This window comes from Peribacillus sp. 05N428 (genome assembly GCF_056397085.1).
This window is the reverse complement of the sequence record NZ_JBFTMS010000104.1, coordinates 1-1,858: the sequence shown is the minus strand read 5'-3', so window position 1 is coordinate 1,858 and position 1,858 is coordinate 1. Positions and strand designations below refer to the sequence as shown.

The 1,858-nt window shown below is 40.7% G+C and carries 1 protein-coding gene; it reads right to left on the bottom strand.

Annotation, left to right across the window (positions count from 1 at the left end; translation table 11 throughout):
• Positions 1-82: 82 nt before the first annotated feature.
• Positions 83-1,357, bottom strand: a complete 1,275-nt coding sequence (gene ltrA / locus AC1DIV_RS29865; protein ID WP_063596397.1) for a group II intron reverse transcriptase/maturase — start codon at positions 1,355-1,357, stop codon at positions 83-85.
• Positions 1,358-1,858: the final 501 nt, after the last annotated feature.

Sequence of the window (1,858 nt, the reverse complement as noted above, 5' to 3'; positions counted from 1 at the left end):
ATCGAGTAGAGGGAAAATAAATGTATTATTTTCGCCCCTCTCACAACACCGTACGTACGGTTCGCGTATACGGCGTTTCAATTTATATTACAGTGTGTACTTTTAGATAATGCTCTAAAGCAGAGGGGACTCCCCTCTGCTTTAGTCTTTTGTTTGAGATTGCTCTTTGTACGACTTTAGATAATCCTATGAATCGGTAGCCTTTTCGACAGTAGGTTAATCCTTTCGCTTCTTCTTCTGGTATCCCTAGTTTGATTAGCGATTTGATTTGTTTTCTTGATACTTTCCATTGTTTCCAGATGATGACCCTTATTCTAGAGCGAAGCTTTGTGTCTATTCGTTCAGCGACTTTTTTCATGTTTGCCACTCTGAAGTAATTTACCCATCCAACTATTACTTGTTTCAATTTCAGTATACGGTAGTCTAGTGGAACACTCCAATTTCGCTTTGTCAGTTGTCGAAGTTTCCTTTGAAACTTCTGTACAGAACTTGGATGAGGTTTCACTTTATAGCTGTTGTTATTAACATCGTAATAATACCCAAATCCTAGGAATTTCAATTCTTTTGGACGTGAGATTCTACTCTTCTCTACGTTGACTATCAGGCCTAATTTTTCTTCTATAAATCTCACGATTGTGCTCATTACTCGGTTCGCTGCCTTTTCACTTTTCACAAAGATAAGGGCATCATCAGCGTACCTCACGAACCTTAATCCTCTTTTCTCCAGTTCCTTATCAAGTTCGTTTAACATTATATTACTTAATAGTGGACTGAGGTTGCCTCCTTGCGGAGTACCGACAGGTGTGTCTTCATATTTTCCATTCACCATGACTCCACTGACTAAGTATTTTCTGATTAACGAGATGACATTTCCGTCTTTTATGGTGTTGGATATGATCCTCATGAGTTTATCGTGATGGACGGTATCGAAGAATCTTTCAAGGTCAATGTCCACTACCCAATCATGTTCCTCATTCAGAAACTCCAGGCTTTTTATAATCGCCATTTCACAACTTCTTTTTGGTCTGAAGCCGTAGCTGAATTCGCTAAACTGTTCTTCAAATATCGGACTGAGAACCTGATGAATGGCCTGTTGAACGACTCTATCCACTACTGTTGGTATTCCCAATTTGCGCATCTTTCCGTTTTCTTTTGGGATTTCCACTCTTAAGGCAGCTTGTGGTTGGTATTTTCTTGTTCTGATGCGCTGACGCAGTTCATCTTTGTTCTCTTTCAGGTATTGCTTCAGTTCGTCGACTGTTATTCCGTCGACCCCACTTGCACCTTTATTTTTATAGACACGTAGGTAGGCTTCATTCATATTTTGATTACTTAGGATTTGTTCTAAAAGTTCCACACTCGTTTCTCCCTTCCTCTCACGTAGTAAGTGATAACTCCATTTTGGTTATCCTTTGAGGTACGCTCATACTTTCACCATTAACACATTCGGAGTATGTCACTTCCGCATTCGTGGCGTTGAAACACTATAAATTGTTCAGCCCTTCATGAAATGAATTCATTACTATGGCTTCTGCTGACTTCTTGCGACTAACCTTTTTCGACTGTACATCCGTACATCCGCAAGACCTCCCAGGGTAAGACACCTATCTTTCCTCTTTTACTCGCCTGATTTACTCTATAAGGTTACGCACATCTTTTGGACTTTAACTTGTCTTGGAGTTTAATCCCTTTATAGAGCCTTAGTATCAGATTCCTGTTCGTCGAGCCAAGATTTTATTCCACGCTTCCTCCAGCCCTTACCTCACGATAAGTACCTTGCGCTTCCTTAGTGGTTGGTCGATGTGTACCCCCACAGTGGACTTTCACCACCTAGATAGATGCCATGCCTGGCACACAA